The organism is Gulosibacter sediminis (genome assembly GCF_014904065.1).
GTDB lineage: Bacteria > Actinomycetota > Actinomycetes > Actinomycetales > Microbacteriaceae > Gulosibacter > Gulosibacter sediminis.
This window is the reverse complement of sequence record NZ_JACXJG010000017.1, coordinates 32,007-39,665: the sequence shown is the minus strand read 5'-3', so window position 1 is coordinate 39,665 and position 7,659 is coordinate 32,007. Positions and strand designations below refer to the sequence as shown.

The 7,659-nt window shown below is 64.1% G+C and carries 6 protein-coding genes; 5 read left to right on the top strand and 1 reads right to left on the bottom strand.

Annotated elements, in window-relative coordinates; translation table 11 throughout:
- Positions 1-242: 242 nt before the first annotated feature.
- Positions 243-2,576 carry a glycoside hydrolase domain-containing protein gene (locus ID132_RS08835; RefSeq protein ID WP_193128387.1) on the bottom strand — a complete coding sequence of 778 codons (2,334 nt, stop codon included), beginning with the start codon at positions 2,574-2,576 and terminating at the stop codon, positions 243-245.
- Between the two features lie 151 nt (positions 2,577-2,727).
- Here ID132_RS08835 and ID132_RS08830 point away from each other — a divergent pair, with 151 nt between their 5' ends.
- From ID132_RS08830 to gatA, 5 genes are all read left to right on the top strand, one after another.
- Positions 2,728-3,768 (top strand): sensor histidine kinase, encoded by a 1,041-nt coding sequence (locus ID132_RS08830; RefSeq protein WP_193128386.1) that lies wholly within the window; start codon positions 2,728-2,730, stop codon positions 3,766-3,768.
- A complete protein-coding gene (locus ID132_RS08825; RefSeq protein ID WP_193128385.1) occupies positions 3,765-4,355 on the top strand; it encodes a response regulator transcription factor in 591 nt (196 codons plus the stop codon). Before ID132_RS08830 ends, ID132_RS08825 begins: the two co-directional genes overlap by 4 nt.
- Positions 4,356-4,483: 128 nt before the next feature.
- The gene (locus ID132_RS08820) at positions 4,484-5,746 is read left to right on the top strand and encodes an IS30 family transposase (RefSeq protein WP_459562467.1); all 1,263 of its coding nucleotides are present in this window, start codon (positions 4,484-4,486) and stop codon (positions 5,744-5,746) included.
- Between the two features lie 101 nt (positions 5,747-5,847).
- Positions 5,848-6,147 carry an Asp-tRNA(Asn)/Glu-tRNA(Gln) amidotransferase subunit GatC gene (gene gatC / locus ID132_RS08815; protein WP_164509824.1) on the top strand — a complete coding sequence of 100 codons (300 nt, stop codon included), beginning with the start codon at positions 5,848-5,850 and terminating at the stop codon, positions 6,145-6,147.
- Positions 6,147-7,655, top strand: coding sequence for an Asp-tRNA(Asn)/Glu-tRNA(Gln) amidotransferase subunit GatA (gene gatA / locus ID132_RS08810; RefSeq protein ID WP_125107942.1), 1,509 nt, complete (start codon positions 6,147-6,149; stop codon positions 7,653-7,655). The genes gatC and gatA overlap by 1 nt, the downstream gene beginning before the upstream one ends.
- Positions 7,656-7,659 lie beyond the last annotated feature (4 nt).

Genomic DNA, 7,659 nt, shown 5'->3' with positions numbered 1-7,659 from the left:
GGCAAATGCGATCACGCGAGGGAGGAAGACAGTTTCGGGGTAGCCGATACTCAATGCTGCAAAGAGTGTGCCGCTCAGGATGATGAGGATCGAGAAGAGGGAAGCGGCAATNTCGATCGACCAGGATCCGTAGTGCGCGTTGCTTCATTCACTGGTTTAGGCACCATTTCTTGATCTTGATAGAGGCCCCTGGAGGGCGTTGGTGAGGCGCCTCCAGGGGGCTCTGCATATAATTACACGTATTAGATTCCGGCGAGCGTCTTCACGGCGTCAGCGAAACCCAAGCCGATCTGTGCAGCTTCGGATGTCGAGGGCCTAGGCCCATCAACAAAGCCGTCCGCCAGCATCCAGTAGGCATCATCCGTGAAGATCTCAGCACCGGCGGCGGCGATCTCAGCGGCGGAGCCGCCGAAGCGCCGCTCGATAAACTTCTTGTACCGCCAGCTCGAGTCAGCCATGCATGCGACTTCAATCTGGCGGATGCACTCGTCGAGGTCTTGATCGGGGTTATCTCGCAGCATCTTGGCTGTGAGGAAACCATCAATGTCCTCGATAAAGTCATCCCGGCCGAACTGGGGAGACACAGTACCGACGTTTTGCGCCATCCACTGACGCACTCCGAGTGATGACCCTGACGCGAGATAGTCGTCCCACGCGGTCGCCAGGTCGAAGCCCCACCCGCCGAGGTCACCGATCCAGGCGTGACCAGCGCCGGGGAGCGGCTTGTTATTCCAGTGCAGTAGGTAGCCACGAGTGGTGGCTGCCCAGTGCGTGAATCGGTCGAATGTAAGCTCCGGAATGGGCGGCGCAATTTGCTTCAATCTGTACATTATTTCTGCGTCACCCGCATCCAAGTCATACGGGAGGTATGCATTCCAAGCAACATTGTTGTACTTCTGGGTCGAGAGCCAGTGCAGCACGTCTTTTGTAGTTCGTTCAGCCGACGTTGATACCAGATCGGCCTGCATCAAGATGTCGCAAAGGTACCAGAAGTAGTTTTCGTCGAAATCGTCAGTGACCTCCGTGCCACCGACGTCGACGGGTACCTTAATTGTGGGCGTGACGCGAACATCAGCGCGGGAAGCGGGGTTGGCACGGCTTGACTGTATGTCTTTGTCGATCTCTAGAGAGACAATGCTGCTCGGTAGTGTGCCGTTCCAGATCTGGTCGTACGACCAGTTCGGCGGAAGCGGGAATCCGAGGTTGCCGCCCCATCCCCAAGACATTGATGCGATAAATGCTTCTTCGGCGAGGCCGGCTTCGATGACCTTGCTGCAGACATTGCGGGTGCCGTATACACCCACTTTATACTGCTTGCGAGAACCGCCTATGACGCTTTTAATTCCCCGGAAGAAGGGAATAATGTTGGAATTGATTTGATCGCCGTTGGCGTCAAAATCCACGGAGAAGAATACGGTGTTTCCGGTTTTGAAGCCGAGCTGGCGAAGCCTGCGGATCGCCTGGATTGCGTGGTCCTTGCCTTTTTCATTACTAAAGTGCTCAATCCCAGTGTTGGCCTCCTGCATGATGGGAAACGTTTCCAGGCCGGCATCGAAGATATAGTCGAGCTCTTTCGCTTTGTATCGCTTGCTGAGCACAGTGAGGTAGCGCCCGACGGTGCGATATCCGTTGTTGTAGAGTTCCTCGCACGCCACGGGATAGAGCTGCGTCGCCATGTCGCTGGCGATGCCAGGTCGCGTGTCGTCTCCCGTGCTGATGAGTAGCGAAGCCCAGGTCTGGAAGTTCGCATTGCCAGATCCAGATAGCTCCGCGTAGTTTTGGAAGGCCTTGGTCGTGCTCACCGTGCTGGCATCGAAGACACCGTTCAGCGGGGCCGAATATCCGTTCATGCGAAGAGCGCACTGGAACAGTCGCACCCAGTGCTTAGTACTACTGTCTTTCGTCCCGGAGGAGATGTTGCCGTTCGATTGGAGACCTGACTTGGTGCCTGGTCCGAAGTTGCCATTGGCTTGGCTATCGGTCATTCCGATCTCGTACTGAATGACGGTGACGAGCCCCTGCTGGGTACTGCGCGTGAAGATACCATCACAAGGCAGGAGATCCTGTTTCCGATTCAGATAGGTTCGGTTGATCCACTGCTGAGCTTCACGGATTTTGGGATCACCGCCAGAGACCAGTGAGTATGCCTCAAGGGTGAGCAGGCCCTTGAGCATTTTCGGCGTGATCTCTGAGGGCACTGAAGTTGCGTCGTCAGCCAGCCCGGCACCTATCGCGAATGTCTTGATGCCAGTGTTGGTGTCAGTATCGAATGTCCCCCAGTCGTAGCCGCCGAGGTAGCCGTGGCACCACAACGCACTTTGGGCGATGCGGCGCACGTTGGATTTCGAAGTCAGCGGTGTGATCTTCGGGAACTGTGCGGTGAGACGCGCCATGGTTGCGTCGCCGAAGTTGTCCGACAGCGTTGTGATGCCTAGTTCGATCTGGAGGGCACGGATCATCCCGTAGATGGTTGGCCATCCGATCTGTCCGTTTTCGGTGATGTTGTTCCACTGCGCGTGGTTGCCGTAGGTGGCGTTGAGCCACTGTTGAGTTTCGTCGACCTTAGGGTCAGCCATGATGATCGCTCCTTGAGGGAAGGCGAGGTGCGGGTGATTGATTCCTNGCGCTAGTTCCGCACCTGAACATACCCGCCACACGCATGGCCCGATCGGGCCATTCCGGCCGGAGCCTCGGGAAGGCGTCGATGCCCGCGGATAGGATCGACCGGTGACCTCGAAACTGCAGTTGGGCGAGCTCGCCGCCGATCTCATCCGAGAGCTGCAGGTCGAGCTTGAACGGCGCGGGAGCAGCCGCGTTGCGCCGGGCAGGCTTGGCGCCGGGATTGAACCGCAGGTGCGCTCGATCCTCGCCGAGACGGTGCTGAAACTGCACGCCGACCTCGATGTCGCCGACCTCGTCTCCTTCGACTACTCAAATGACGATGCCTTCCTCGAGAAGGGCGCGGTGTCTGCGAAGCACGATTACGACCCCTCCGAGCCGCTCGTCGTCGGTGAACTCACGTTTGGGCTCGCGCTGCCGAGACTCGTCGAACTGTTCGCCGACGATGATGCGATGCGCATCGCCCAGCACCTCCATCACGCGATCTGGCGACGTTTCCCGCCCGGCGCGATCGCCTACGTGCAAGTGCTCCGCGAGCAGCTCGAGCAGGCGGAAGCGCTCGCAAGCAAGCGACTGGCCCGCGAGCTGCACGACCGTATCGCGCACGGCATCCTCGCGGGCATCCAGCAGATCGAGCTCGGCATCGCCGGGGCCTCGGGGCCTCACCTCGAATCGGCACGCGCTGGCTTGGAGCAGCTGCGCAGCACGCTCGCCGACACTCGGGCGCTCGCCCGCGACGTGCGCCTTGAACTCGACGGGGCGAGTCTCGACGAGGCGATCGCGTCGTACGTCGAGCGCTCGCTCGGCGACGCGCCGCCCGTGCGCCACGAGTCGACCGGCGCACCGTCGGGCCTCACCGAACGGGTCACCGCCGAGCTCTTCGCCATCGTCGTCGAGGCGGTCCGGAACGCGCGCGCCCACGCCGCCGACGCCACCGTCATCGAGGTGACGACGCGGTGGCGGGTCGACCGGCTCACCGTGTGCATCGCCGACGATGGCCCGGGCGGCGCTACTGCGGACTCCGGGTCCGGCACCCGCGGCATGGGCGAGCGGGCCGCCGCGATCGGCGCCGAGTTCACGCTCGAGGCCTCGCACGAGGGCAGCGCGGTGATCGTCGAACTGCCGTTCTCGGGGAACGTGGCGCCGTGATCCGGGCCGTCGTTGCCGACGACCATGCGCTGTTCCGAGCGGGGCTGGTGTCGCTACTCGAAGCGACTGTGCGGGTACGCGTCGTCGGCGAGGCGGCCGATGGCAACATGGCCGTCGCGCGCTGCGAACGCCTGCGCCCCGACATCCTTCTGCTCGACGTTGAGATGCCGGGTCCCGCGACCTCGACGGTGCTCGCTCGCACTCGGCGGGCCGCCCCAGGCACCCGCATCGTGATCGTATCGATGCACGCCGACCACCTCCTCGCGAAGCAATGGCGATCGGCGGGTGCGGATGCGGTGGTCGCGAAATCTGCGCCGGTCGGTGAACTCGTGACCGTGCTCGAGCAGGTGATCGCGTTCGGCGATCGCCGCGCCGAACCGGCCGGGCCAGCGGGCATCCTCACCGTGCGGCAGGTCGAACTGCTCCACTTCGTCGCCCGCGGATTCACGAACCCAGAGATTGCGAGGGCCCTCTCGCTGTCGCCAAGCACCGTGAAACGGCATCTTGCGAACATCCAGGCGAAACTCGCCTCGTCGAGCCGCCTCGACAGCGTGCGCCGAGCCCAAATGCTCGGCCTGCTCGACTAACCCGCCGCCTCGCCCTTGCCTTGCCCTCGCCCCCAACCCCAACCCCAACNTGAGTGGTCACTTTTTGTAGTCTTACCGCCGGCGGGTTCGTGGGGTGAGTGCAATTCCCTGAAGTTCAGGGAGTTGGCATGTATCCACTGGCGTACCGCGTACGCGTGATCGAGTTGGTGCTGGACGGGATCCCGGCACGGTCCCGGGCACTGCGACAGCAGTGCCCGGGCCTGGGCATGGCAACGTTGTCGCGTTGGCTTCGATGGGCAGGAGTACGCATGCAACAAGGACGACCAAGCGCGACCCGCTCCCCGGTCGTGTTCCCCACCCCGCTCGACCCGGACACGCTCCCGCCGACCGGGCACGGGCGCCGCCTCCAACTCGGCGACCGGATGCTGATCCAGCTCGGCCTGGAACAAGGCCTGTCCCAGACCCGGATCGCGAAGCTGATCGGGTTCTCCCCGGCAACCGTGTCCAGAGAAATCCGTCGCTCCCAGCTCAAGCTCGACACGAGCGGGACGACACAACAGCAGTACAGCGCCAAGTTGGCGCAGTACCGTGCAGAACATGCCCGCGCCCGCCCGAAACCCCGCAAACTCGACACGAACACGCCGTTACGGGACGTGGTCATCGGCTACCTCAACAAGAAATGGTCCCCACCCCAGATCGCCGCGCGCCTGCCGGTCGTGTTCCCGGAGAATGCGGCCATGAGGATCAGTCACGAAGCGATCTATCAAGCCTTGTACGTCCAAGGTACGAGAGGGCTGCGCCACGAACTCACCGTCGCGCAAGCACTACGGTCGGGCCGCACCGGCCGCAAACCTCAATCGAAACTCCCTCTACGCAACTCCCGGCCGTGGCTGGACGGATACCGGCTCGCGGACCGGGACGAGCAACTCGCGGCCGAACACGCCGGCCGCACGGTACCCGGGCATTGGGAGGGCGATCTCGTGGTCGGGCCGAACAATTCCGGGATCGTGACATTGATGGAACGCGCGAGTCGGCTGTGCCTGATCGGCCGACTCCCCGGAGCGCGGGACTCGCAGACCGTGATCGATGTGCTCACGAGCATGGTCGAACGACTCCCGGCAGCGGTGCGCGCGTCAGTGACGTGGGACCAGGGCACGGAAATGGCGCAGCATCGACAGTTCACGGTCGCGACCGGATGCCCCGTGTTCTTCTGCGATCCGCACTCGCCATGGCAGCGGCCGAGTAACGAGAACTTGAATGGCCAATTACGGTGGGACTTCCCGAAGGGCACTGACTTCAACACGATCACGGACCAGGAACTCCAAGCCGTTCAAGACAGTCTGAACTCCCGGCCCCGTGTCGTGTTGCAGGGCTACACGCCAGCTGAAAGACTCCAACAACTCATCGATGGAGTTGCACTCACCGACTGAACACCCCGCNACAAAAAACGACCACTCAACGGAAGGGGTCGGGGTGCGGGGTGGGCGAACTAGACTGGATTGGTCGTAATCGCACTCGAAGACGGAACGGTATGTCAGACATCACTCGTGCAGACGTCGAGCACCTGGCGGAGCTCTCGCGCATCGATCTCACGGAAGAAGAGATCGGGCGCATGACCGAGCAGCTCGGCGCCATCAACCAGCTCATCAGCAAGGTTCAGGAGGTCGCGACGCCCGACGTTGCGCCCGCAAGCCACCCGTTCGTGAACGCGAATGTCACGCGCCCCGACGAGGCGGCGCCGACCCTCGACCGCGATGAGGTGCTCGAACAGGCCCCCGACCGCGACGAGACCCGGTTCAAGGTCACCGCGATCTTGGGGGAGGAAGCCTAATGACCGACCTCACCAAGCTCACCGCCGCCGAACTCGCGCAGCGCCTGACGGCCGGCGAAACGACCTCGGTCGAAGCGACGCAGGCGCACCTCGACCGCATCACTGCCGTTGACGGCGCCGTGCACGCGTACCTCACCGTCGACGCCGAGGGCGCGCTGCAGCAGGCAGAGGCCGCCGACGCCGCCCGCGCCGCAGGCGAAACCACCTCACTGCTTGCCGGCGTGCCGATCGCGGTGAAGGACAACCTCGTCACCCGCGGCCTTGAGACCACGGCGGGCAGCCGCATCCTCGAGGGCTGGCAGCCGCCGTACGACGCGCACGTCATCGAGCGCCTGCGTGCCGCCGGCATGCCGATTCTCGGCAAGACGAACATGGATGAGTTCGCCATGGGCTCGTCGACTGAGACCTCGGGCTTCGGCGCGACGAACAACCCGTGGGGTCTCGACCGGATTCCCGGTGGCTCGGGCGGTGGCTCGGCCGCGGCCGTCGCCGCCTTCGAGGCACCGATCGCGCTCGGCACCGACACGGGGGGCTCGGTGCGCCAGCCCGCCTCGGTCACCGGCACCGTCGGCGTGAAACCGACCTACGGCGGCGTGAGCCGCTACGGCGCCATCGCGATGGCCTCGTCGCTCGACCAGATCGGCCCCGCGGCACGCACCGTGCTCGACGCGGCGCTGCTTCACGATGTCATCGGCGGCCACGACGTGCGCGACCAGACCTCGATGACCCACGACTGGCCGTCGTTCGCTGCCGCCGCAAAGGCGGGCCTCAAGGCGGATGCGGTGGCCGGCCTGCGAGTCGGCGTGCCGCGCCAGCTTGCCGAGGGCGAGGGCTTCGAGGCGGGCGTGCGCGAGCGCTTCCAGGAGGCGCTCGACGTGCTCACCGCCCGCGGCGCAACGATCACCTGGATCGACCTCGACACCCTCGACTACGCCGTCGCGGCGTACTACCTGCTCATGCCCGCCGAAGTCTCGAGCAACCTCGCCCGCTACGACTCGGTGCGCTACGGTCTCCGCGTCACCCCCGAGGGCGCGAACGTCGAGCAGGTCATGAGCGCGACCCGCGCCGCCGGCTTCGGCGACGAGGCGAAGCGCCGCATCCTGCTCGGCACCTACGCGCTGTCGAGCGGCTACTACGACGCGTACTACGGCTCCGCGCAGAAGGTCCGCACGCTCGTGCAGGGCGACTTCGACCGCGCATTCGGCGAGGTCGACGTGCTCGTCGCACCGACGTCGCCGACGGTCGCGTGGAAGCTCGGCGAGCGACTCGACGACCCGACCGCGATGTACGTCGCCGACATCACGACGATCCCCGCGAACCTCGCGGGCATCCCGGCCCTCTCGCTGCCCATGGGCCTCAGCGAGGGCCTGCCCGTCGGCTTCCAATTCATGGCACCCGCGCGCGAGGACGCCCGCCTCTACAAGGTCGGCGCCGCGCTCGAGGCAGCACTCAACGAACAATGGGGGAGCCCGCTCTACGCGCAGGCCCCCGAGCTGAAGGAGGCGTAGCGAG

Excerpts from the sequence above, each read along its gene's own strand:
- gatC (WP_164509824.1), top strand. The coding sequence starts at position 5,848 with ATGTCAGACATCACTCGTGCAGACGTCGAGCACCTGGCGGAGCTCTCG.
- ID132_RS08820 (WP_459562467.1), top strand. The coding sequence starts at position 4,484 with ATGTATCCACTGGCGTACCGCGTACGCGTGATCGAGTTGGTGCTGGAC.
- gatA (WP_125107942.1), top strand. The coding sequence starts at position 6,147 with ATGACCGACCTCACCAAGCTCACCGCCGCCGAACTCGCGCAGCGCCTG.
- ID132_RS08835 (WP_193128387.1), bottom strand. The coding sequence starts at position 2,576 with ATGGCTGACCCTAAGGTCGACGAAACTCAACAGTGGCTCAACGCCACC.